General features: G+C 45.2%; 21 protein-coding genes and 1 pseudogene. 18 read left to right on the top strand and 4 right to left on the bottom strand.

The genetic code is table 11. The features are described from left to right. Window positions 1-432: 432 nt before the first annotated feature. From DMB88_RS29625 to DMB88_RS29590, 8 genes and pseudogenes are all read left to right on the top strand, one after another. Window positions 433-2,049: a xylulokinase gene (locus DMB88_RS29625; protein WP_128104173.1), complete on the top strand. Its 1,617-nt coding sequence runs from the start codon at window positions 433-435 to the stop codon at window positions 2,047-2,049. 1 nt (window position 2,050) lies between these two features. Then, window positions 2,051-2,745 (top strand): annotated as a pseudogene (locus DMB88_RS29620) (L-ribulose-5-phosphate 4-epimerase). Window positions 2,746-3,015: 270 nt separating this feature from the next. Beyond that, on the top strand, window positions 3,016-4,440 hold the full coding sequence (gene araA, locus DMB88_RS29615; RefSeq protein ID WP_128104172.1) for an L-arabinose isomerase: 1,425 nt from the start codon (window positions 3,016-3,018) through the stop codon (window positions 4,438-4,440). A 264-nt stretch (window positions 4,441-4,704) separates the two neighbouring features. Beyond that, on the top strand, window positions 4,705-5,766 hold the full coding sequence (locus DMB88_RS29610) for an ankyrin repeat domain-containing protein (protein WP_128104171.1): 1,062 nt from the start codon (window positions 4,705-4,707) through the stop codon (window positions 5,764-5,766). A 48-nt stretch (window positions 5,767-5,814) separates the two neighbouring features. Beyond that, window positions 5,815-6,579, top strand: a complete 765-nt coding sequence (locus DMB88_RS29605; protein ID WP_128104170.1) for an AAC(3) family N-acetyltransferase — start codon at window positions 5,815-5,817, stop codon at window positions 6,577-6,579. 92 nt (window positions 6,580-6,671) lie between these two features. Further along, window positions 6,672-6,944, top strand: coding sequence for a type II toxin-antitoxin system Phd/YefM family antitoxin (locus tag DMB88_RS29600; protein ID WP_128104169.1), 273 nt, complete (start codon window positions 6,672-6,674; stop codon window positions 6,942-6,944). After that, entirely contained in the window at window positions 6,928-7,254 is a 327-nt protein-coding gene (locus DMB88_RS29595) for a type II toxin-antitoxin system RelE/ParE family toxin (RefSeq protein ID WP_128104168.1), read from the top strand. The genes DMB88_RS29600 and DMB88_RS29595 overlap by 17 nt, the downstream gene beginning before the upstream one ends. Before the next feature lie 331 nt (window positions 7,255-7,585). Further along, window positions 7,586-9,280, top strand: coding sequence for a histidine kinase N-terminal 7TM domain-containing diguanylate cyclase (locus tag DMB88_RS29590; protein WP_128104167.1), 1,695 nt, complete (start codon window positions 7,586-7,588; stop codon window positions 9,278-9,280). Window positions 9,281-9,488: 208 nt separating this feature from the next. Here the strand turns inward: DMB88_RS29590 and DMB88_RS29585 are convergent, their stop codons facing one another. Continuing rightward, window positions 9,489-9,914 (bottom strand): SMI1/KNR4 family protein, encoded by a 426-nt coding sequence (locus tag DMB88_RS29585; RefSeq protein WP_164848823.1) that lies wholly within the window; start codon window positions 9,912-9,914, stop codon window positions 9,489-9,491. Window positions 9,915-9,953: 39 nt separating this feature from the next. Continuing rightward, window positions 9,954-11,057, bottom strand: a complete 1,104-nt coding sequence (locus DMB88_RS29580) for a colicin E5-related ribonuclease (protein ID WP_128104165.1) — start codon at window positions 11,055-11,057, stop codon at window positions 9,954-9,956. Window positions 11,058-11,488: 431 nt separating this feature from the next. Here DMB88_RS29580 and DMB88_RS29575 point away from each other — a divergent pair, with 431 nt between their 5' ends. The 10 genes from DMB88_RS29575 to DMB88_RS29535 all read left to right on the top strand — a co-directional run bounded on the left by DMB88_RS29575 (window position 11,489) and on the right by DMB88_RS29535 (window position 20,145). Continuing rightward, window positions 11,489-11,986 carry a hypothetical protein gene (locus DMB88_RS29575; RefSeq protein ID WP_128104164.1) on the top strand — a complete coding sequence of 166 codons (498 nt, stop codon included), beginning with the start codon at window positions 11,489-11,491 and terminating at the stop codon, window positions 11,984-11,986. A 17-nt stretch (window positions 11,987-12,003) separates the two neighbouring features. Beyond that, window positions 12,004-12,339 (top strand): DUF3221 domain-containing protein, encoded by a 336-nt coding sequence (locus DMB88_RS29570; RefSeq protein WP_128104163.1) that lies wholly within the window; start codon window positions 12,004-12,006, stop codon window positions 12,337-12,339. Between the two features lie 150 nt (window positions 12,340-12,489). Further along, window positions 12,490-12,861: a hypothetical protein gene (locus tag DMB88_RS29565; RefSeq protein ID WP_128104162.1), complete on the top strand. Its 372-nt coding sequence runs from the start codon at window positions 12,490-12,492 to the stop codon at window positions 12,859-12,861. A 285-nt stretch (window positions 12,862-13,146) separates the two neighbouring features. After that, entirely contained in the window at window positions 13,147-14,697 is a 1,551-nt protein-coding gene (gene nikA, locus DMB88_RS29560) for a nickel ABC transporter substrate-binding protein (RefSeq protein WP_128104161.1), read from the top strand. After that, the gene (gene nikB / locus DMB88_RS29555; protein WP_128104160.1) at window positions 14,697-15,644 is read left to right on the top strand and encodes a nickel ABC transporter permease; all 948 of its coding nucleotides are present in this window, start codon (window positions 14,697-14,699) and stop codon (window positions 15,642-15,644) included. The genes nikA and nikB overlap by 1 nt, the downstream gene beginning before the upstream one ends. Next, window positions 15,641-16,495, top strand: a complete 855-nt coding sequence (gene nikC / locus DMB88_RS29550) for a nickel transporter permease (RefSeq protein WP_128104159.1) — start codon at window positions 15,641-15,643, stop codon at window positions 16,493-16,495. Before nikB ends, nikC begins: the two co-directional genes overlap by 4 nt. Continuing rightward, complete coding sequence (locus DMB88_RS32270) at window positions 16,492-16,992, top strand: ATP-binding cassette domain-containing protein (RefSeq protein WP_368028236.1); 501 nt, start codon at window positions 16,492-16,494, stop codon at window positions 16,990-16,992. The genes nikC and DMB88_RS32270 overlap by 4 nt, the downstream gene beginning before the upstream one ends. Before the next feature lie 32 nt (window positions 16,993-17,024). Further along, window positions 17,025-17,291, top strand: a complete 267-nt coding sequence (locus DMB88_RS32265) for an ABC transporter ATP-binding protein (protein WP_368028234.1) — start codon at window positions 17,025-17,027, stop codon at window positions 17,289-17,291. Then, a complete protein-coding gene (locus DMB88_RS29540; RefSeq protein ID WP_254438397.1) occupies window positions 17,288-18,079 on the top strand; it encodes an ABC transporter ATP-binding protein in 792 nt (263 codons plus the stop codon). The genes DMB88_RS32265 and DMB88_RS29540 overlap by 4 nt, the downstream gene beginning before the upstream one ends. 560 nt (window positions 18,080-18,639) lie before the next feature. Beyond that, window positions 18,640-20,145 carry a malate:quinone oxidoreductase gene (locus DMB88_RS29535; RefSeq protein WP_128104158.1) on the top strand — a complete coding sequence of 502 codons (1,506 nt, stop codon included), beginning with the start codon at window positions 18,640-18,642 and terminating at the stop codon, window positions 20,143-20,145. A gap of 199 nt (window positions 20,146-20,344) precedes the next feature. Here the strand turns inward: DMB88_RS29535 and DMB88_RS29530 are convergent, their stop codons facing one another. Then, the gene (locus tag DMB88_RS29530) at window positions 20,345-23,419 is read right to left on the bottom strand and encodes a hybrid sensor histidine kinase/response regulator (protein WP_254438396.1); all 3,075 of its coding nucleotides are present in this window, start codon (window positions 23,417-23,419) and stop codon (window positions 20,345-20,347) included. Window positions 23,420-23,648: 229 nt separating this feature from the next. After that, window positions 23,649-24,644, bottom strand: coding sequence for a hypothetical protein (locus tag DMB88_RS29525; protein ID WP_254438395.1), 996 nt, complete (start codon window positions 24,642-24,644; stop codon window positions 23,649-23,651). Window positions 24,645-24,892: the final 248 nt, after the last annotated feature.

Here is a 24,892-nt window from a genome sequence, read left to right as displayed (position 1 = left end):
AGATGAGAATGAAGCTGTACATTTTTCGCAATGTTGCGTACATTTCAAGCTAAATACAGTTGATGTGTACCTTACAGCATAACCAGATTATCTGTCTATAAGACGCTGTAATAGCAGCATATAGATCAATATATGGTCATTGTAAGTATAACTATAATATATAATTGACAAATGTACGTACAAAAAATATACTAAGGCTGTCAGATTAGGAAAGCGCATTCTTAGCAAAAGAGGACATGACACTACTCCCTGATGGAGAGGAATCGTGTGAATAGGGATGCTTGGTACTGAATCATAGAGTCGATTACAGCCATTAACGTAAGTGAAGCAGCGTTTTTTCTAAGATGCTTCTTAATAGTGTGTGTTCAACAACATCTAATAGATATTATCCTTCGCACGTAAATGGCGACCAGAGAGGGGATACGCGGGAATATGAGTCATCTGGATATTAAAGAAGCCATTGCCAAGGGAGCTACCTCACTTGGGATTGAACTTGGATCAACGCGGATTAAAGCGGTACTGATCGATGAGCGTTTTGAAACGATTGCGTCAGGCAGTTATGAGTGGGAGAACCTGCTGAAAGACGGATATTGGACGTACAACCAGGAGGACATCATCACAGGTCTACAGACGGCTTATCGTGAGCTGAAAGAGGATGTGCAGCAGAAGTATGGAATTACGCTGACAACGATCGGATCGATTGGATTCTCAGCGATGATGCATGGATACATTGCTCTAGATAAAGCAGGAGAATTGCTGGTACCGTTCCGGACATGGCGTAACTCCACTACTGGAGCAGCGGCGCGGGAATTAACCAACCTGTTGCAGTTCAATATTCCAGAGCGCTGGAGTATTGCTCACCTGTACCAGGCCATTTTGAATCAAGAAGAGCATGTGCCTCAGATTGATTATATGACTACGCTGGCGGGTTACATCCACTGGTTACTGACAGGTAATAAAGCGATTGGTATTGGTGATGCATCGGGGATGTTCCCAATCGACGAAGCTACGCATAGCTACCATCCATCCATGGTAAACCAGTTCAATGAACATATCGCTGGCAAAGGATATCCGTGGAAAGTAGAGGATTTGCTGCCTAAGGTATACCTTGCAGGTGAACATGCAGGTGAATTGAATGAAGCAGGAGCCAAGCTGCTTGATCCTTCAGGGGACTTGGTTACGGGTATTCCGCTCTGTGCGCCAGAGGGTGACGCAGGTACGGGGATGGTGGCGACGAACAGTGTGCGGAAACGTACAGGGAACATCTCGGTCGGTACATCCGTATTCGCGATGATCGTACTTGAGAAGGAATTGTCCAGTGTGTATCCCGAGATCGACATGGTAACTACCCCAGATGGTAGCCCGGTCGGCATGGTGCATGCCAACAACTGTTCCAGTGACATTAATGCGTGGATCGGACTGTTCCGTGAATTCGCTGAGGCAATGGGTATCGAGGTGGATTCCGGCAAACTGTTCAGCGTGTTGTTTAACAAGGCGTTAGAGGCTGATCCAGATGGCGGCGGATTGCTCAGCTACGGTTACTACTCGGGTGAAAATATTACAGGTCTGGAGCATGGTCGTCCGCTGTTTGTCCGTTCTCCAGAGAGCAAGTTCAACCTGGCGAACTTCATGCGTACGCATCTGTTTAGTGCCTTTGGCGCACTCAAGATCGGTATGGATATTCTTACCGAGAAGGAGCAGGTAGCCATTGATAGCATTTTGGCACATGGTGGATTGTTCAAAACGCCTGTGGTGGGACAGCGAATTGTAGCCGCAGCGATGAACGTTCCAGTATCCGTCATGTCCACAGCTGGCGAAGGTGGCGCATGGGGAATGGCATTGCTTGCTTCGTACCTGATTAATCAAGGTCAGCAAGAGACGTTGGATGTTTTCCTGGAGCAGAAGGTATTCAAGGATGTAGAAGGTGTCGAGGTGGCACCGGAGGCGGCCGATGTGAAGGGATTCGAAGCATTTATCGAACGCTACCGGAGTGGAATCGCAATTGAGCACGCAGCTGTAGAGCATCTGGTAGAGAACGGGAGGGAATAACATGCTAGAGCAACTGAAGGAAGAGGTATTCCAGGCGAATCTGGAACTGCCAAAGCACGGTTTGGTGAAATTCACTTGGGGTAACGTCAGCGCGGTTGATCGGGAAAGCGGTCTATTCGTCATTAAACCAAGCGGAGTCGATTATGAAAAAATGAAAGCCAGCGACATGGTTGTCGTCGATCTCGACGGTAACGTAGTTGAGGGGAGATGAGACCTTCCTCGGATACCGCAACCCATGCCGTTCTATATAAGCATTTCAAAGAGATTGGCGGCATCGTACACACGCACTCCACGTGGGCCACGATCTGGGCGCAGGCGGGTCTAGACGTACCTGTCATGGGTACAACCCATGCCGATACGTTCTACGGATCTGTACCCTGTGCACGTTTCCTGAACCAGGACGAGATTGATCGTGGATACGAAGCGGAGACAGGACGCGTTATTATTGAGACATTTGAACAACGCGGACTGGATGTTATGGCCATTCCGGCTGTCCTGCTGCATGGTCATGCACCGTTCACGTGGGGCAAAGACGCTAAGTCGGCCGTCGTGAACAGCGTCGTACTAGAGGAAGTGTGCAAAATGAACCTGTACGCGCGCCAGCTGAACAACTTTGCGAAGGAACTGCCACAGGGCATCCTCGATAAACACTATCTGCGGAAACACGGCAAGGATGCGTACTACGGTCAGAAGTAATGTGGTTATAAGGGTGATAGGAAGTGTGTTCTAACTTCCAAGTGGTTTATTGTGGGAATGGCTTGTGTTCAACTATACTTTTTACACGATAACGGAGAGGGCAGAAATAACCTGAAGAAGCGGAGCGTTCGCCTTTATCCCCGGATTTTCCCCTTTGGAGAAGGGAATCAAAAAATCTGGGGATAACAGCGATAGGAAGGTTGTTCTGACATCGAAGTGGCAAGTGTAAACCCATATGTTCAACTATAAAAATGAGATGAGGATGATTACATGTCAGCAACAGCAGCGAAAGAATTCTGGTTTGTCGTAGGTTCACAGCATCTGTACGGAGAAGAAGCACTAGGTGAAGTTAAAGCAAATGCACAGAAAATTACGGATGCCCTTAACGCAAGCGGCGTGCTCCCTTACCCACTCGTATTGCAGGATCTGGCTGTAAGCGCAGATAAAATCACGAGCATTATGAAAGAAGTGAACTACCGTGACGAAGTAGCGGGTGTGATCACATGGATGCATACCTTCTCCCCAGCAAAAATGTGGATTCGTGGTACGAAATTGCTGCAAAAGCCACTGCTTCACTTGGCAACTCAATTTAATGAGAGCATTCCATGGGCTACCATCGACATGGACTTCATGAACTTGAACCAAGCGGCACACGGTGACCGGGAATATGGTTTCATCAATGCGCGCCTGAAAAAACAAAATAAAATCGTTGTTGGCTACTGGGAACGCCCAGAAGTACAGCAACAAGTTGCCGATTGGATGGACGTAGCGGTAGCGTATAACGAAGGTTATAACCTCAAAGTTGCTCGCTTCGGTGACAACATGCGCAACGTAGGTGTAACGGAAGGCGACAAAGTAGAGGCGCAGATCCAGTTCGGATGGACAGTGGACTACTTCGGTATCGGTGATCTCGTTCAATACGTGAATGCTGTAACTGAGCAAGAGATCGATGATCTTATCGCTCAATATGCAGAGCTGTATGAGTTCGACTATGGTACGAATAGCAAGGAAGCATGGGAAGCAAGTGTGCGTGTGCAAGCTAGCTATGAGATTGCGATCAAACGTTTCTTGGACGAAGGTGGATACAGTGCCTTCACAACCAACTTCGAAGATCTGCATGGCATGAAGCAGCTTCCAGGTCTGGCTGTACAACGCCTGATGGCTCAAGGTTATGGATTCGCTGGTGAGGGTGACTGGAAAACAGCAGCGCTTGACCGTTTGCTGAAAATCATGGCTCACAATGAAAACACAGGCTTCATGGAGGATTACACATACGAGATGGCAGCAGGCCAAGAAGCAATCCTGCAATCTCACATGCTTGAAGTTGATCCAACACTCGCTAGCACCAAACCAAGAATTATCGTGTCACCACTGGGAATTGGCGATCGTGAAGATCCAGCACGTCTTGTATTCGACGGTAAAGCAGGCGAAGGCGTTGTGGTATCGATGGCTGACTTCGGTACCCACTACAAATTGCTGATCAACGAAGTGTCTGCATTCGAGCCGACGGTTCCAGCACCTAATCTGCCAGTAGCACGTGTGCTTTGGAACGTGAAGCCTAACTTCCAAGACGGAGTGAAGGCATGGATCGAAAATGGTGGCGGTCACCATACGGTTGTATCCTTGAACCTGACAACAGACCAGATCATCACGTACGCGAAGCTCGTTAACCTGGATTATGTTGTTATTAAATAATGTGGTATTTATAGAATTATGAATTCATAATCGATCAACTATATTGGAGCCGGGGGTTAGCCTCGGCTCTTTATCATGCTATGCCTTCGTTTAGTAGGTGGCTTAGGATTGGTTTAGTGTTACGTTGAGAAATCTTAGTTAATTTTTATTCTCCTACGGCTAAGAGCGCTAGGATGAGTTTGCTATAATAGTTCCTAGAAGGTAGTTTACTTGGAATGATTTGTGAGAAAGGCACAATACAATCGGAACGGAGAGTTGTTTTCGATGGAGGATATACAGGAGTTAGTCAATGCGATAGTTAATGACCCAATATTAAGTGGACAAACCTATACATATTTAATCTTGGGTACTCAAAATGCATTCACGAGCGGGTACTATCGCATGATAGAAAATCAATTTTTCTCGTATGACGGAGATATGACGATCCATTTATTTGACAAGTATATCAACAAGAATACGGACATTATGCAAGGAAAGGGTGTTCTCTGTATTAGGGTAAGCGAAGGCAGCTTGGTTGAGTATGGCTTAGTACATGATATGAATCCTGAAATTTATGACATGGATGTTTTGGAGTTAATTGTATATCAGAGATATGGTTTGGAACCGTGGGAAGAGGATCGAAAGGTAGTTCTGCAACAGTCGCTAAAAGCGGAGCAAGTTAAAGACACGCTAGTATTCGCATGTTACATGAATGAGATGGAAAGAATCAGAGCTTTAGCAGCTAATGCCAAGAAGTCTCATCTAGATAAAGTGCTTAAAAATTGTGGAACACCATTGCAGTTTTGTAGTAGGCACAATAATTTGGGAGCATTTCAACTGTTAGCGGAAAAAGGGGCAACCGTGGGGAAACGCGCGCTTACGCGAACACCTCTTGAAATTGCATTTGAACACTCACCAGATATTGTGAACTATATTCAGTCTGACTTTCCAGATGTGTATACAAAAGAAGTGGGTAAAAAGGGATTTAGTATTGCCCTTCATTGCACAGATGGAAACTTGTTAGAAGGCATTCTAAAGTTTGGCAGTGATATGGATCAAGAAGGGAAAGCCTTTCCGCCGCTCCATAACTTTGCTGATTACAATAATGTGGTGGCGATGCGATTTCTTTTAAATAACGGTGCTGATCAAGAAAGTAGAAACGATTGTAAGCAAACGGCGTTACATAGAGCTGTAAGTGCAGAAAATGCCGATGCTATCAAAGTGTTATTAGAATATGGTGTGGATCTATATGCTAAGGATCGAGATGGAACAACACCTATAGATCTGGCTGAGGCATGTGCAGACCAAACGCTCCTCAAAATGATGAGAGGTGTGCAACAAGCATAATTAATTAGGATAGTCATGGGAGTTATACCTTGGACAAGGAGGAAGGATATGTACACGAAAGAAAGTTTGCTGAGACAGCTAGAGCAACTAGGTATTGATAAACAGGGAACACTGCTAATGCATTCTTCCATGAAAAGTATGGGGGAGGTGGAAGGTGGCGCTGATACTGTGCTGGATGCGTTGAGTGAATATATGAAGGATGGATTGCTCGTTTTGCCTACGCATACATGGTCTACTATTAACAAAATCAATCCATTGTTCCACGTGGAAACGTCTTCCTGTTGTGTGGGGATTCTACCAGAGCTGTTCCGCAAACGTCCTAACGTGGTTCGTTCTTGGCACCCTACACATTCTGTCGCAGCATTAGGTAAGGACGCACGGGCGTTCACAGAGGACGACCATCTCTTCGATACGCCATGTGCGCGGGGCTCGGCATGGGGGAAGTTGCTTGATCGCAAAGCGACAATATTGCTCGTGGGCGTGGATTTGAAACGAAATACGTTTATCCATGGTATCGAGGAGTGGGTGGACATTCCAGGCAGAATGACCGATGAACATGAGATGTTGTACACCGTTTTGCCAGATGGAACTAAAATCTCGGTGCCTTCCCGCAGACATTGCGGATTATCTTGGTCAGAGCATTTCTGGAAGGTGGATGAGGTGCTGGTTCAAGAAGGTGCGATGCATAAAGGAAGCTTCGGCGATGCAGTCGCCAGCGTGTGTGATGCTGCTAGAACAACCGAGGTGCTTACGGAGATGTTGAAGGATAACCCGGCTCTTTTCTCGGATAATGAGCCGTTATCAAAAAGATAAATCGGGTATTATATACAAAAAATTAGAAATTTTATTTATTATAATGATATAATAATGTCATAATAAAGTAATGTGAGAAAGGAGTTTTGATTATGCACATAAAGCCCTCCACAACAATTCGCCAAGATTATAATGGCTTCTCGAAATTTTGCCATGAACTTGATGAACCGGTTGTCCTTACCCGTAATGGCGAAGCAGACCTGGTCGTAATGAGTCATGAAGCATACCGGAGAATGGAGGCTAGATACAAGCTCCAATCAAAATTGTTGGTTGCGGAAAAACAGGTTGCTGAAGGTGAAGAACTGCTTGATCATGACCAAGTCATGGCTAGAATGCGGAGAAAAATAAATGAATCCAAAAAGTAAAATCAATTATTCTCCAGCTGCTGTAGATGACTTGGACGAAATTTTTTCATATATATCACATGATAATGCTTCTGCCGCGGACAACATGCTACAGAAGCTTGATAATTCCATAGCTAATCTTGCTGAATTTACTAATTTGGGATCGGTACTGCAAGAAGATGAATATAACCTGATATCCAGAGGGTATCGTTTTATAACTGTTGAGCCCTATCTAGTTTTTTATCGGATTCTTGGTGGAGTAGTTGTTATACACCGGATTTTGCATGGACGGAGAGACTACCTGCGCGAATTGTTTGGATCTTTTCAATAGTATAGAAAGCTCATCCCGTTACGGGCTGGAAGGCGTTCAGTTAAAGCTGGACGTTTTTTTGGCGTGGAACCTTTAAAATCTTTCACAAAAGTGCAAAATAGATCAGCATTTCAATCAGAGGTTGGTCATACTTCCAACGACTGGGCTACTCAGCGTATCAGCGGTATGATAATATATGGTTAATTTAACCAGAACGTAAATAGAATTATTTTAGAAGTATCCAATATAGATGTTTATGAAGTAATGAAGTTCGGCAACGTATGAGATGTATTTCAGATCTATTTGCTGATGAACTGTGTAGTCATTGTCGCATCCAAGAAGGAGAAGGCTCGTGAACCCACTCGTATGGTATGATCTCTTGTTATTTGTCCTATTGTTTGGTGTAGGTGTGTATGTATTTGCTACCGCTAGAATTACGAACTTACATAAGGTGTATTTTCTGTTTCACGGGTTGATGATATTGTGGCCATTCTGTCAGTTTGCAATCACGTTAACGGATGATCCCGGCTTGCAATTGTTCTATGTTACGTTGTCTTTCGTCGCTGTTTCTCTACTAGGGAGTGGCTGGTTATTATTGACGATTTTCATTACTGGCTACGCAGAACGATTGAGTACCAAAGGGGCGTATCTGCTTTTTGTTCCAGCTTTAATTGGAGCAATAGGCGTGGTCGCCAATCCTTGGCGTGAGTTTGTTATTCCACTAGAGGGCGGTTATATTGAGCGGGCATACGGTCCTTGGTTTTGGGTAGTGATGGCTATTCTGGTGAGCTATTTCTTAGTCTCTCTTGTCATTTTATTCCGCGCGCTATCTTCAGCTAAGACACCTACGATGATCAAAAATCAGGTAAGAATCACCCTCAGGGGTATTCTGGTGTTAGCTGTTTTTGCAACTATTGATGCTATTCTGAATGTGATCTTGAGTCCGTGGTTGCCGATCATTCCCGGAATGACCTCGCTTGGCATTTTTCTATCCGATCTGTTCTTCGTCTATGTTATCAAAAGGTATAACGTGTTCGATCTGGTCTCCATTGCCCATGAGGATGTGATTAACACGATTCCTTACGGCATCCTCGTTCTGGATGAGAATGAGATTATTGTTGAAGCGAACAAAGCTTCCAGGTCATTTATGGATATGCATGTGGGGGATTCTTTTGATATGGAGGCATTTCTAAGTGGTGTTCGTGTAGAAGGCAGTTACCAGAAGTTTCTGTATGAATATAGGTCGAAGAAAATCGTTCTATCGCAGCTTGAGGTGATTGTAGAGGGGAATAACCAGGCTTACCACTATATTATGCAATCGTCTCCGATTGTCGATTCGATGCTTGTGCCCATTGGTCATATTCTTACCTTTCAGGACGTCTCGCAGGAGCGCTATTATGTGAAAGAGTTGAATTGGCAGTATGAGACGCTTCAGGAGCGTAATCATTCGCTGGATCTGATCCGTCAGGAGTTGTCCGAGGCCAATCGTAAGCTGGAAGAACTGGTGCTGACCGACAGCCTAACGCAGTGTTACAATCGTCGATACCTGACCCAGCATCTGAATCATGAGGTCATTACTAACATTCAGTACCGGACGCCATTCTCTCTATTACTGCTCGACATTGATCATTTTAAGGCGATTAACGATCGCTATGGGCATGTAATTGGTGATGAAGTGCTCGTACGCACAGCGGAGGCTGTTAGACAATCCATTCGCAGTACGGATATCTTAACCCGCTATGGTGGGGAGGAGTTCATGATCTACCTTCCGCACACCGAACATGACTTAGCTAATGTTATCGCTGAACGCGTAAGACTCGCGGTGGAGTCCAATCTAGTCATGGTCGATCATGGGACTGCACAGGTGTCCACAACGATTAGCATCGGCATTCTGTCGATTGAGGATTTTGCCTATGCACATGTGCCAGAGAATGCGGAGGGGTATCTGACACAGCTCTTTGCTGCGGTAGATAAGGCGTTGTATCAAGCGAAGCAGAATGGGCGGAACAGGGTGGAGTTTGGGGTGTTGGAGCGGGGAGCAGTATAGGAAAGAAGATATGTAAAAGACAAATGTCAGAAGACATTGTTAATGCTTTACCGATGTTTCAAAACTATAGACTATCTTTGAGGCTGCCTATGATGATATTAGATCGTAGACAGCCTTTTGTTTTTCTCATGTACTAAATAAGTAATCTTGTCCTTCCCTATGACGGATTACAACAAGAGCCATACGTGTTACTAAAAAGCTTGATTATTTAATTAAATTGTTGGACAAACTCAGTAAAATTACTTGCCACATTATATACCGAAGGTTCTGAAGAAGATATCGTTTCTACATACACAATAGACGGTTGCCTAGTGTCATTGAAGTTGAAACAAAATAAGTTACTCTCTTTATCCATAGCAAAAGGAAAATGTTTAGGGGGAAGATTACCCTTTTGCTCATTATATACATCCAAAATATCAAGTTCATCAAATGCGATAAAGGTTAAAAAGTAAGAGAACGCCACTTCTTTTTCACCAATATTTAACGTCCGTTTAGTAGGCTCTCCACCGTGATAGTTTGTTATAAAGCTGATATATTCCGAAGGGAATCGAATCCCCCACTTGTTCTCAACGGTCTTTACTGTATTAATATCAACGGGAGGATAATTTGTACTCCAATTATTATTATCTGACAATTGTTTCACTCCTTTTAAATAGATACGATGACTTTGATTCTATTTATTCCAGTTTATATCATCATCTGACCAGTATGTGCTCCAATTGGGGTCATCCACCTGACTTATCTGGATAATTTCCCCACTATCATTTCTTCTGACAACGTAACCCCCATCTTGATGATAAAATACAGTAACAGGTGCATTATTTTGTCCTTTTCTCTGGTCAATCCAATCAACAGTACCTGCAGGTGTATTAATAGCTTCACCCAATCGTTGGTCATTCCAACCACGTTCAGTAATTTGATCCGAGATACTTTTACCGCCTCTTTTTGTGGGCTCGTGACTATAATGAAAGGAAGTTTCATTTTCATAACTATCCACGTTAGGATTCTTTCTAGATTCACTATTTCCACCAGAATCAGTATGGGGTGAGTGATGCTGCTTTCCATCAATAGACTTAATCCCAACTTTTCTGCCGAAAAGTCCAAGAAGCATAGAAGTAGTGATATTGGCAGCATACTCTGCTCCGCCTTCTTGCTTCATTTTATTGAATTCGTCTGCAACGTGCTTCTCGGCCTGTTTACGGGTATCTCCGTTATCCCATGCATAGTTCCATGTGAAGGCAATTCCGTCCCCTATATCACTAATGGTACCAATAGTATTATCGTATAGAAAGTTGCCTGCAGTATCTAAGGGATGCTCAATAAAGTCCTTTCCAAGTTGAATCACAGAATCACCAACTGCTAATACATTGTCTCCAGCTTGATTGAAGAAAGCTTCCACATGCTCCTCTACACTTCGTTTGGGTCGAGGGTCATTGGGGCCACAGACTAAATCATTGCGTGGAGTACCGGGATTAGCCTGATAATCAAGAAGCGCAGATATATTAACCATAGTTGAATCTGTATCCACAAAGCGCACTTTAATCTGTTCTAATCTCAGGGATATTGTGTGAAGCAACTCCAGAGTAGTATTTAGGTTTTTTTCCGCATAACGGTATAAGTGGGCAAAACGCTCTGCTGTCTCACCTTCAAAACTGCTAAGCAAAGGAGTAAGTTGGACGTTTAGTCCAGCTAAGATTTGCCGCATATGCCCATGCCCTAACTTGAATAAGCTAACCGTATGCGTCATTTGATCCACAGGAATTTGTATTTTACTCATTATCTCAACCCTTAGCTATTGATCTCTAATATAGTATATTCTATGTTAAACGACGTTTTGGAGGAACTATAGTGCTATTTATGTATAACCATTTAACTAAAATATCTATATTTAAATAACGAGTAATCAGTGGACATCTAATGAGGGAGCATTTAATTTGGAATAACCATTGAATAAGGGCAAGACGCAGCTGATTGGTTATAAGCTAAAGCTAGAGAGGGAATTTGACCTATCATTTCGAGAGTAGTTAGTATATATGACCATTCATACAAATCTTTAAAAAAGATGGATTAGTCATACTTGAACCAAGAGAACTAGATGTAGTAGGGAGCGCTCATATTCCGTTAAATAGTTGGTATGGTAAATTCCTTGAGATGAAACCGCTAGATTTAGAAGGGTTAAACACATAGGTAATATTGTGGAGGTCATCCATGAATACTTTTTCCAAAGGTATAGCAAGAATTAATAACATGAACTGGAGCAAATCAGGTAGTGTAGATGATCCGTCACACATGGCACTATTACAGGAATATATCAGGCGCGCAGCATTGCTAATCACATCCTATGAATTAAATACGTCATATCCTTTCTTCAAAGCTTCTCAGGCACTCGGGTATGAGGCTAATTCATGTATAGCAGAGAAGTGTCCTGCCTTAGGGGAACTAAAGAATAATTTTATTAAAGGAACTTGTGAAGCATACTTAGAGTGGTTATTGTTAATTGACTCTGGCAATGAAGTTGCATTGAAGTTTCATGATCTATATGAACCACTCATTCTTCTAATTGAAAAGGGTGGGACTATTAGAAGGCAGCATGGCGAAATCATCACAGGAGGATATGCCTTTCCTTTGGCAACTGCTGAATATATGTCCAAACAGGAACCAATCGATATAAGCGATGCAGGATTAAGAGCCTGGGCTAATCAGTAGAGAAGAGGGGGATAACCATGGACAAAGTATATAAGATTTTGTTGATATTCATGTCCTTGTTATTATTGAGCGCGTGCGGTATTCCAAGTTCAGAGGATCAGTCTGTTCAGGGGACGGTAAAAGATATTGACCAAGTAAACAATAGAATTCTTGTCATTAGTGATCTAGCAACAGACGATCTTGAGGAAGATACTAATAAATTAATTCAATCCAACAAATATAGCGAAGTATATTGGGTTAGTGGTGTAAAACTGTCTGAATTCAATGTCGGTGATGAGATAGATATAACCTTTAAAACTCTAGAGACATCGTATCCAGGGCTTCTTACTGCTAAGAAATATACTAAGTTGTAAATGAGTGAAACCAAGAATTGTATTAATTATAATTAGTTCTTCTGGAGGAATAGTATCGACTTATCCTTGTACCTATTTTATAAAGATGACACTGAACAATTAGCAGAATTATTGTTGAGTTCTCTGAAAGATTTTTCTCAGGAGACTCATATGAAATGCAAAGAGGCTTATTACTCAATTACGAACCCTAATTTCTCGACGAGTGTACAAGACGATGATGAATTAGTGAGTTTTACGAGAGAAGAGCTTAATTTAAATATTAACTACTGTATCACTATTTCTATTTTTTCACGTTCACCTGATGAGGGATTACAAGGCCTATTTGAAGCGATTAATACTCTAAAAGAGAGTTTAAACGGGGATATGGCATTGACTGACAGTGAGTCTGGCGTAATCTTTCTCCGAGCTAACGGTCAACTTATCATTAATTCACATTGCAGAGAGAACCCGGATATCTATGATTGGCCTTATGAATTACTAGATGGGGATTTTATTGAGAAGGATATGGCAGGGTTGATTTGAGAATTTACAAAAGGTTTTGCCCTATGCCTTCATTACTGAAGACACGGTACTTCATATATTCTAAATTCGTATCAAGTTGTGGTTGAACGTTAATAGGCTTCTTTTAACCCTCCCTCAACCCCGCATATGTAACAAAAAACATGAAAAATCCGCTCTCATTAGAGAGACGGATTTTTTGGCATTTTGCCATTAAACTATAGCTTGTCAAAACGTAATCATTACGATATGATAATACTCATTGTTTGCAAATCATAATGATTACGATTAAGAGAGAGGGGCATTACCTTGAATATAAAGTCACCTTTGCTGGTGCTGGTCTCCCTGGCCTTGGGCGCTGGATTGTTGAGCGCTTGTGGAGCATCTGAGTCCAGCCCTGCTGCACAGTCATCATCCACTGACAAAAACGTACACTTCCTATATAACTTCTCTACCCGTTCACTGGACCCTCATGTGGATTCAAGCTATGTACCGCTTCGCGCGGGTATTACGGAGACGCTGGTGCGTCTGGATGAAGAGAATCTGACAGTTGCACCTTGGCTCGCGGAGAGCTGGGAGAGTGAAGATGGTCAGCACTGGACGATTGACCTGCGAGATGATGTGACGTTCCAGAATGGTAAGCCAATGACAGGGGAAGCGGTGAAAGCCTCGCTTGAACGCGCGCTAGAAGAAAATGTAGCCATCCAGAATGCGCTCAAGATCGATACGATTGAAGCTGAAGGCGACAAACTGGAGATCACGACAACACAGCCATTCCCGGAGTTTGCTTCCGAGCTAGTGAATCCGAATACGGCCATTATTGACGTGAGTGAGCCAGATATTGTGAACAAGCCGATGGGTACAGGCCCGTTTAAACTTACTTCCTTTATACCAGGCAGTAAGCTGGAGCTAGATCGTTACGATGCATATTGGGATGGTGCTTCACCGCTCGACTCCGTGACATTCTCGTTTAATGAAGATGCGAATGCTCGCTCTCTTGCACTGAAATCCGGACAGGTTGATATCGTATATCGCCCAGAGGTGGAGAGTCTGGATTCACTGCAAACGTTAGACGGCATGAAGGTAGAATCTACTTCGACGTTCCGCGTGCATCAGATGACGATGAATATGCAGCGGGAGAGCATCAAGGATCTGAATGTACGTCGTGCGCTAGATGCACTTATTGACCGTCAGGGTATCGTGGACACAATCCTGCTTGGTTACGGTGAGTCAGCGATTGGCCCGTTCCTGCCATCCCTACCGTTTGCACCAACCTACACGGATGCTACAACAGAGTCTGGAGCGGATGTTGCAGTTAAATATCTTAACGAAGCGGGATACACATTACAGAATGGTGTGATGACCAAAGACGGCAAACCGTTGCAGCTTACACTTTTAACGTATTCTTCTCGTGCAGATCTACCCCTGATTGCTCAAGTGTTCCAATCTGATGCGAAGAAGATCGGCATCGATGTGCAGATTCGCCAGATCGATACACCTGAGGATTATATGGCGTCTAACCGTGATTGGGATATCGCTACGTATAGTAATCTAACGGCTCCGCGTGGAGACGCTGGTTACTACCTGAATGCTACATACCATCCGAAGGGTGCGCTTAACTTCAGTGGATCGGAAGAGCCGCAACTGACGAAGATCATTGATGAGCTGAATCTCACAGTTGCACCGGAGAAGCGTGCCGAGCTTGCCGAGCAAGCGGCAAATTATGTGCATGATCATGTGTTGAACTCATTTGTACTGCATCCGGGAACCATTGTGGCATATAACGGGAAGAAGATTAAGAACTGGGTCACAACACGCAGTGAGTATTACATGATTACCAACAAGCTGGATGTGATGTAATGTTTCGCATTGTTCTGCGAAAGTTTCTAGAGGTATTCATCTTTCTATTATTCATCATGTTTGTGAGCTTTCTCTTCATCCGTCTTGCTCCCGGTGATCCGGTACTTACCATCCTGAATGTGGATGAACTATCCGTCAGTCAGGAGCAAGTCGAAGCAATGCGAGAGGAAATGGGATTTAACGACTCACTTCCCGTGCAGTTTGGTAACTGGCTGCTTGATTTCGTAAGACTCGACTTCGGTGTATCCTACTCCACGGGTCAACCAGTGATGCAGACGTTAATGCGAGCACTCCCGGCGACAGCGGAGCTGACCATTGGTGCATTGTTGGTAATGCTGCTGATCGCCATTCCGCTCGGATCTCTATCGGCACTGCATCGAGGTCGCTGGATTGATCAGGTCAGCCGTATACTGTCTATCGTTGGGGCAGCAGTACCTAGCTTCTGGCTCGGCTTGATCCTGATTGACATGTTCGGCGTACGCTTTGGCAGTCTGCCAACGATGGGCCGGGATGGATTCGCCTCACTGATTCTGCCCTCTCTGACGCTGGGACTTGCAATCTCCAGCGTCTATGTGCGTCTTTTGCGCTCCAGTTTGCTGGACTCGCTTAGCCAAGAATTTGTACGTTCTGCCCGGGCAAGAGGGTTATCCGAAGCCCGGATTTTCTTACTTCATGCGTTCCGGCACAGCTTGCCGCCGGTCATTACGGTATTTGGTGTCAGCCTGGGCAGCCTGATTGGCGGGGTTGTAGTTATTGAAGTGTTATTCGCTTATCCAGGCATCGGCAAGCTGGTGGTGGATGCGATTCGTCAGCGGGACTATCCGCTGATCCAAGGTTATATTTTGATCATGGCGATCGTGGTGTTCGTTGTGAATACATTCGTTGACTTATCTTACCGTTATTTGAATCCTGAAATGAAACTCAAGGAAAAGGAGGCCCTTCGATGAAAACGATATCCCTGCGTAATCCAGTCACAAAATCCAAAAAGCACAGCTGGCAGGCAGTTATCGGCCTGTTATTTGTGCTGCTGGTCATCGCGGCCTCCTTGTATGCCTTTTTAGTTCTTAAATATGACCACACCCTCACTGATTTACGAGGACGATTGCAAGGTGCTAGCGTGCTTCATCCGCTCGGCACCGATCACCTTGGGCGCGATGTTCTGACCCGCCTGCTGCTTGGCGGGAGCCAGACGCTTGGGTACAGTCTGCTTGCTCTTGGCGCAGCGTTGCTAATTGGTATTCCGTTCGGACTAATCGCTGGCTACAAACGCGGCTGGATCGACAAGCTGTTCATGCGAATTGCGGATGCTTTCCTAGCCTTTCCGGACACCATCGTTGCGATTGTACTGAGCGGACTGCTGGGTGCGGGCATCGGTAATCTGGTACTGGCGATTGTTATCGTAAAATGGGTTAGCTACGCACGCCTTGTTCGAAGTACCGTTCTGTCAGAATCGCAGAAGGATTACATTCGTGTAGCACGAACCAATGGTCTATCGGACGGACGCATCATGAGGAAGCATCTGCTTCCGCATATTGCAGGTCATGTACTTGTGTTGGCAAGCCTGGATCTGGGCAAAATCATTTTGCTCATCTCTTCGCTGTCCTATATCGGACTCGGTGCACAGCCCCCAACACCTGAATGGGGTGCCATGCTGAACGACTCCCGTCCATACTTCCAATCCCGACCTGAGTTGATGGTGTATCCGGGACTTGCGATAGTATCGGTTGTATTACTTGCGAACATGCTGGGTGACTATCTGAGAGACCGGTTTGACGTGAAAAAGGAGGTGCAGTCATGATTCTCTCCATTGAGGATTTGAGCATCTCCAGTCGAGATCGTACGATCGTGAATCAAGTCTCTCTAGCTGTTCGCGAAGGGGAGTTCATGGCTCTGGTTGGACAGAGCGGTAGTGGGAAAAGCCTGCTCTCGCAGGCCATTGGTCAGCTCCTGCCGCCCAACCTTCAGACATCAGGGCGTGTTCTGTTCGAGGGCAGCAATCTGCTTGAACAGAAGCCGAAGCAGATGCGTGCCCTGCGGGGAAGCCGCATCTCTTACATTTTCCAAGATTATCAGGGGGCATTTACGCCCTTTCGCAGCATTGGTGGGCACTTCGATGAATACCAGAAGGTACATGGGGAGAAGTCTTCTGCTGTCCGCAAGAAGCGCGCGGAAGAGGCGCTGCAATCGGTGGGTCTGGATGCAAAGCTGCTTCGCCGTTACCCATTCCAACTGAGCGGCGGTCAGCTTCAGCGAGCATCCATAGCAACATCGCTGATGTTATCCCTCGGCTGCTGATCGCAGACGAAGCAACAACAGCGCTGGACAGCGTGTCTGGACATCGCGTGTTGGAACTGCTTGCCCGCAAGCAGGCAGAGACAGGCTGCGCCATTCTGTTTATTACGCATGATTGGCGTCACGTTCGCCGTTATGCGAATCGCTTGGCGGTAATGAAGGAAGGGCAGATCGTTGAATCAGGCGGTAAACATCGTATCCTTGATCATCCCCAGCATGAGTATACACGCAAGCTGATTGAGGCGGCTCCCGTCCTGAGCCGCTCTTTGAAGTCTGGCTTGAAGGAGGCTGAAGTGGAATGAAGATCATGCCTAACAACTCAAGTGATCCCGTACTTCGTGTGGAAGACCTGAGCCGCACATATGCTGGCGCAGAACGTCCAGCAATCCAGAACGTTTCTTTTTCAATACAAGCCGGTGAATGTCTGGGTCTTGTTGGTGAGAGTGGATGTGGCAAAAGCACACTTGCCCGCTGTCTGCTCCGGATAGAAGATGCAGATCATGGCAAGATTCTGCTTGGTGGGCAGGACATTGCACGGCTAGCTGGACGCCGCCTGCGCCCCTATCGCCGCAATATTCAGATCGTATTCCAAAATCCATCTGCGGCCTTGAATCCAAAGCTCAAAATTGCAGATTCATTAATCGATCCCTATGAGCAGCTCGGTCATAATACCAAGCTATCTCATTTCACTTATACATCCAAAGAAGCTTATATCCGCCGCTTGCTTGAGGCTGTCGAGCTTTCGGGAGAGCTGGCAGAACGCTACCCACATGAACTGAGTGGAGGGCAGCGTCAGCGCGTAACGATTGCACGATCCATCAGCATTGAACCTGACGTCGTTGTGCTGGATGAGCCAACCGCGAGTCTGGATGTCATCTCCCAAGGTGCCATTCTCCAGTTACTGACCGATCTGCGCACCTCGCTGGGGTTATCTTATCTGTTCATCTCACATGATCTGGCCGCTGTACACCGGATGAGTCAGCAGGTGATGGTTATGCAGGATGGTCAGATCGTAGATCGGTTCGATGCGGATGCGTTATTCGCCGAAGAGCGCCATCCGTATACGAAAGAACTAATTTCGATCTTCTGAATAGAATAGATAGTCTAATGGGAATAAGCTGTATGGTTGGGTGAGCCGCTTTGTGAAGTTTAGAAAGCGGCTCTTTACGCACTCTTTTTCAATCAACGGGTCTGCGAACATCCCTGTTCTATATAAATTGAACTAAACATTTACACGGAAACGGAGAGGGCAGAAATAACCTGAAGAAGCGGAGCGGTCGCCTTTATCCCCGGATTTCCCCTTTAGGAAAAAAGAATCAAAAAATCTGGGGATAACAGCGATTGTAAGGTTGTTCTGTCATTGGAGTGGCAAGTGTAAATATTCTTTAGTTCAATTTATATAGCCGATGAACAAATAAATCTTTCAGCCCTATAACCGGGCTAACCATTGCAAGCAAACTAGCGTATACTGAGGGAATAGCAAATATCTTCAAATTGCATATTTAAATTGCTCTATATTATTGATACACTAGATCAAGGTTATATTCATACAACAGAAGGTGCGATCCCGTTCAAAAATGGGCTTGCTGCAATGCCAAATCGATAACGCTTACATCCTTTTGGCAAATATAGGATATAAGGACGGTAGACATGAGCCAGGGACAAACGAGTACAGATGTTATCTTGATTGGTGCCGGAATTATGAGTGCAACTTTGGGAACTTTGCTTAAAGAATTGGCACCAGACTGGAATATTAAAGTTTTTGAGAAGCTTGCCAGTGCAGGGGAAGAGAGCTCCAACGAATGGAATAATGCCGGAACTGGGCATTCTGCGCTCTGCGAACTTAACTATACCGTAGAACGACCAGACAAATCCGTGGACATAAGCAAAGCCATCAAGGTGAATGAACAATTTCAAATCTCAAGGCAATTTTGGTCCTATCTCGTCAATAGCAATCTGATTCGTAATCCGCGGGACTTCATCATGCCGCTGCCTCATCTCAGTTATGTACATGGGGAGAACAATGTCCAATTTTTGAAACGACGCTTTGATGCGTTATCGAACCACCCTTTATTTGAAGGCATGGAGTTCTCGGATAATAAGGAAACATTGGCGGAATGGATTCCACTGATGATGAAAAACCGAACCAGCAATGAACCGATTGCAGCTACGAAGATTGACTCAGGCACGGATGTTAACTTTGGTGCTTTAACGCGTATGCTGATCGATCATTTGAAAAATCAAAATGTAGATGTTCGCTATCAACATAGCGTGAAAAATATGAAACGAACAAGTAATGGAGCATGGGAAGTCACTGTGAAAAATGTAAGCAGTGGTGCAACCGAGCGCCATACAGCCAAATTCGTATTTATTGGTGCCGGCGGTGGCAGCTTGCATTTGTTACAGAAAACCGGTATTCCAGAAGGCAAACACATCGGTGGCTTCCCGGTGAGTGGTCTCTTCATGGTCTGCAAAAATCCGGAGATCGTAAAGCAGCATCATGCCAAAGTGTATGGTAAGGCTTCGGTCGGAGCTCCACCTATGTCGGTTCCGCATCTGGATACTCGATATATCGATAACGAGAAGTCTCTATTATTTGGACCGTTTGCAGGGTTCTCACCGAAGTTCCTGAAGACCGGTTCGAATGCTGACCTGATCACATCCGTGAAGACGCATAACCTGTTAACGATGCTCGCAGCAGGTGTCAAAGAAATCTCATTAACCAAGTACTTAATTCAACAGCTCATGTTATCCAAGGAGCAACGTATGGAGGAATTACGAGATTTTGTCCCAGGAGCCAAAAGCGAGGATTGGGATATGGTCTGGGCTGGACAGCGTGTGCAAGTTATTAAAGACACCGTTCAAGGTGGCAAAGGAACACTTCAATTCGGTACAGAAGTGGTTACGGCTGCGGATGGCTCGATTGCGGCATTGCTTGGTGCTTCGCCAGGTGCTTCTACTGCTGTTCATGTCATGCTCGAAATTCTGGAGAAATGCTTCCCACAACATATAACGGATTGGGAGCCGAAGATCAAAGAGATGATTCCTTCTTATGGTGTGTCGCTTGTGGAGAACATTGATCTGCTACAAGAGATCCATTTAGCCACTTCAAAGGCACTTGGTCTATCGGATGAGAAATTGGCTCTTCTCGTATAGAAATAAAGCACGAACGGGTACATGTAGGCTGACGGACATTCTTAAAAGCGTAATATCGTGTTCTGTCGCCCAAGCCAAATAGCTAAGCCGGTATATAAACCGTGCTTAGCTATTTGGCGTTCAATTCGTTATTTTGACAGGTCGTTATGAGCACTTTGTGTGCCCACCTGTACGATCAGTGGTATCCTACCATCTAATTCTAATGATCATGATGACGCTTAGGAATGGAGAAGGAAACGGTAGTCCCCTGCCCAGGTGAGCTAACGATACTCAAACCTTGTCCATACATCTGAGTTAACCGACGATGTGTATTGGTTAAGCCAATACCTCTGGTTCCTCCTGCGCTTTGCTTAGGCCAAGCCAACGCTCGCTTGATCTGCTCAGGCTGCATTCCCACACCATCATCCATAATCTCAATGAGTGTAGCATTAGCTTCGCGACTGATCCGGATGTGAACCGTTCCACCAATGACTTTACTTAACACACCATGTCGAACTGCATTCTCAATAAGCGGCTGAATGGTTAGTGGTGGCAGGAACAGGTTCAATTCATCAGGAATATCCCAGATGACGTTCAGCCGTTCTGCGAAGCGCTCCTTCTCAATATAGAGATAGGCACGGGAGAGCTCTAACTCGTGTGTGATCTCAACCATTTTCTCCGAATTCACGAAATGAAAGCTTGTCTGCAAATATTCAATAAAGGCATCACCCAACTTCTGCATCCGCTCTGTATCAATGTCACTCAGAACCATAATGGAATTCAGCGTATTGAATAGAAAATGAGGCTGAATCTGCGCTTGTAAGTAAGCAGCCTCCATACGGAGCCTTTCATCAATCGATTGCTTGAGCACAATTAAGGATCTAATCCGGTGCTTCATCTCCACCGCATCTACTGGTTTAGCAATATAGTCGGTAGCTCCTGCCAGAAATCCGGTGTAGATATCCGCAGGCTCATTACGTGCGGTAAGAAGTAAAATTGGTAACTCTGATACGGATAGACGTTCTCGCACCTTCTGTGTCAGTTCATATCCAGACATCTGAGGCATCATCACATCCGTAATGAGAAGATCCCATGTTTTCGTATCCAGTAGTTGCAGCGCTTCATTCGCTGAGGCTACTAATTGGATGTGGTAAGGTTCATCAGCAAGCATCGCGCGGAGAACACGCAGATTGACGGGATCGTCATCAACCGCAAGAATGCTAGCCATAGGTTGGTCAGAATCCGGCGAACTTCGATATGTACTTTCCTGTACAAGTGGAGCTACCAGCACCGGCTCGACCATCCATGCGTTTTCGCTAATGACCGGTTCCTCGGTATAGTCCGGCTGAGCGGGTTGTGATGAATGATCCTCTGGTGGGAACAAAATAAAAAATGTGGTTCCTTGACCCAGAATGGACTGCACACTTAACTCTCCACCATGCAGCTCAACAAGCTGTTTGCATATACTCAGGCCTAGACCGATTCCACCGCTCACCCGAGCTTCGGGTGTGCCTTGCTCATAGGCATCGAATATTCGCTTTTGCGTCTCTGTACTCATGCCAATCCCCGAATCGGTAACCTGGATAAGTACTTGTCCTCTAACATCACTAGCTGAGACGGTTATTGTGCCTTTTTCCGTAAATTTCAGGGCATTGTGAATGAGATTATATAGAATCTGGATCAGTCTTCGTTCATCTGCCATCAACCGAGGCAAGGTATCTGGAACGTCCATAACCAATTGAATGGGCCTGCCCTCAGCCATAAACTTGAACATATCGATGACACCTGTCACGACAGATGCAAGCCCAAGGGGCTTTTTATACAGCGTAATCCGGTTTTCCTTCAGGCGAATGACATCCAGCAGATCATCCACTAGCTGTGACATCCGGCGACCAATCGTAATGACCAGATTTAGATTTTCGACATGGTCATTAGCCGATGAACGTTGATCCGTAACAGCGATACTTTCTGCAATGTTAATAATCCCGTGCAGTGGTGTACGCAGCTCATGTGCAGTATTCGCGAGAAATTGATCCTTCTGCCGATCTTCTTCTTTCAATTGTTCATAGAGACTTTCGATCTCGGAAGAGTTGCGGAAGTATTTCTTGAACCAATACGCAGAGAATCCAAAGATCGCTGCCAGCACATCGATCGGATAATATACATTTGTAACCTCACTGATCGAGTTCACGAGCCCCCACAGCACACTAGATAGGCTACAGGTTGCGGCGAAGAGCAGGAAGGTCGCATCACTGCGTTTTTGAGCGGCCATTTTGACAAATAGGTATGCAGACCAAGCGATTGGAAAGAGATATAGCGCATTGGAGAAGCCCAGCTCAACCGGATAATAGATGAGGTGGACCGGAGCGACGAGTAGGAATGCACAATAGCCCCCAAGCAAGCCAGCATATATACGGAACATGATTTCAGCGCGAGAGCTGTTCGAGAAGCTACGAGCCATCATCAACAAGAAAAATGAAAATAACGGATACGAAAGAGCCTTCGCTTTGACCATCCAGGTGAAGTTGAGCGGTAGCCAGCTTAACAATAATCCATCATGATCAGAGACCACGGTCATTGCTGCGGATAGAGTCAGCAGGGAGAAGGTAAGTAGCCCGCGCTGTCTACGATTGAAGAAAAACATTAAACCTGCATACAGGCTATGCAATAGTAAAGCGGCAAAGGTGATTTTTTGCAAATCGATCGAGAGCCCATGTTCACTTGTTATAGCTTCCTCTGTACCAAAATAGACTGAGCGTATAATGCCCCCGTTAAACGGATCATCATAGTTGGCTGTGCGCACAATAATCTCAAGCTCCTCAGCGCCATTGAGATTATAAGCAACAGTGAAGGTTGTCCTTTCTGGTTGATAGTCTTGGGCATGGGCAGCAGGATGTCCATATTCAGCGACCACCGTGCCGTTAAACTCGACGATGGAGGAGGCCTGAATTTTCTGCGCCCAGAGAGCGACTTCCTCGATTGAAGGATCAAGAAGAACACGTAGCCGGTAGGTTCCATACCCGTAGGATTCTGAATGAGGCATCGCACTACGCCAATCACTCGGAACATTAATCGTTGGGGCGGATTGGTCTACTGGTGGTAACGTATGCTGTCCAAAGAATGCACTCGGGTGAAACTCCCACTCCCCGTCCAGCGACAGAATGGGAGCTTCGGCAAAATTCCAACCGCGAAGATCCAGCACACCACGCTCAGGATGTGGTTGTTCTGGCATGGCGAAGGACTCGGCCCATAACCAGCGGAATCCGAGTAGAACGGATAAGAATAGAATCGACATGACGACATATCGAGGGATGAGTTTATGAATAAACGTTTTCATAGCTGAGATAAGTTCGACATGATCCTGCAAAATCCTGCATGAGATACATAGACCGCCTTAGTTTGAGACAGATATTGTAAAAAAGACAGATATTGTAAAAAAGACAGATATTGTAAAAAAGACAGATATTGTAAAAAAGACAGATATTGCAGAGACACAGATTGTGAAGATATAGCTGCTAAGCAAGCTATGATAAATAGATGCTTCTCGCTTCCTCGCCAAAGAATGCAATAACATCCGGGTATGCGTTAATGTCAATCTGTTTCAATCGTATGATTTTCTGGAGGAAGATCGTATCCGTAAACATTTTATTAATGATGACCCCGCACCAAGTCGGTGTGCTGCCGAAGTAATCTACCAAGGTGTGAATCTCATCAAACGTGAAGTACAAAATGTAACATACATAGTTCTGGAGCAGTGTGGTGAAGCAATGTTCGCGGTACAGCGTGGAACGATCTTCAGCATCTTCAGCCAGGAAATCTCTCATGATCTCGAATAGCGCCGAGGTGTTATCTTCGTATAGCTGTAGCATCAGATCCACGTTGTTGATCATCTGCACCACTGCTTCCAATCCTTCCTCCGAAGGCATGTGCAGTGGGGACGACTTGCCCTCAATTACGCGTAACAGCTCCAGTGTGAGGTGTTTGCTGGCTTGGATGTCGTCAGGGTCAATCATGAGGTCATCTCTATATTGATCCGCATGTGCAATGTAGTGGTCGTGAAATGCTGCGAAATAATGCTCTAATGAGATGTTCGTTTGGGTATGGACTAAGCGCTGCTCATGGAATGAACAGGCATAGAGTGTGTCCTCGTTCACGGGATGGGCGTAGAGATAGAAAAAGAAGAAAAAGTCGCGTAACTGGTGCTGCTGTTCTTCGCTAATTCGAGACGTCGCACGACAGTGAGACAATTGAAAGAAGCTATAGCTTTTCATCCTATCATTCATGGCGGTGTAGTCATTCGTCGGGCGGATCGTAAGCGTGCTGTTGATCGTGAATAGTAGGTGATACAGGATGAGTTCATCATAGACATCAATCTGGTTGAACCTCTCGGCGAGTACCGGCTGCCAGTCTGGATTTACAACATAGCGGGCGTCTCGCGGCTGTAGATCGTATATCCAATTCGTAAAAGATTCCTCTGGTTCACGGATAAAAGATAACTCTGCACAATCATCCTCATCCAAACTATATTGGAAGGCTCCCACGGAGCAGGCTGAATTTCCTCTTTGCATTTAATCTTAAGGTATTCTTGAATGAATAACTGAATTAGTGGTTGTATCTCCATTGATGATATCCTCGGTTCTTATATGTATTTTACTGCTAGCGTGACAATAGGTTCTGGTAAACTTTGCGCATTCTGTTCGTTATTAGGAACGATAGCACTCTGATTGAGTTTGTTCAAGCCGTGCCACCTTGCTATTCCAAGATCATC

Source organism: Paenibacillus sp. DCT19 (assembly GCF_003268635.1).
Taxonomy (GTDB): domain Bacteria; phylum Bacillota; class Bacilli; order Paenibacillales; family Paenibacillaceae; genus Paenibacillus.
Note: the sequence above shows the minus strand (reverse complement) of the source record. Positions and strands in the feature narration are given on the sequence as shown.